This window comes from Hyphomonas sp. UBA3601 (assembly GCF_002375605.1).
Taxonomy (GTDB): Bacteria; Pseudomonadota; Alphaproteobacteria; order Caulobacterales; family Hyphomonadaceae; genus Hyphomonas.
The window spans coordinates 74,297-74,626 of record NZ_DFME01000017.1 but is presented as its reverse complement, the minus strand read 5'-3'; the positions used below and the strand labels follow the sequence as shown (position 1 = coordinate 74,626).

General features: G+C 63.6%; 1 protein-coding gene. It reads right to left on the bottom strand.

The features are described 5' to 3' along the window. Nucleotides 1-236: GTPase (locus B4F73_RS01445; RefSeq protein ID WP_290482346.1), on the bottom strand; the 236-nt coding region annotated here is incomplete at its 3' end. Between the last annotated feature and the right edge of the window lie 94 nt (nt 237-330).

Below are 330 nucleotides of genomic sequence, written 5' to 3'. Positions count from 1 at the left end.
GCGGCCTCGGTCTGTTGGCGCATGCGGGATTCGAGACTGTCGTCATAGGAGGTCTCATAGCCCGCTGTGTCGATCAGGACCAATGGCAGGGAGGCAAGACGCCCTTCCGCCTGCTTCCGGTCACGCGTCACACCCGGCTGGTCATCGACCAGCGCGATCTTCTTGCCGACGAGGCGGTTGAACAGGGTCGACTTGCCCACATTGGGGCGTCCGACGATGGCGAGTTTCAAAGGCATGGCGGGGCCCGCTCCTATGCGTTCAGGCGAGGCGCGCCAGCCCGGCGCAGCCTGCTACTGAATCGCAACCAGTTTTGCTTCATCGGTCAGCAGG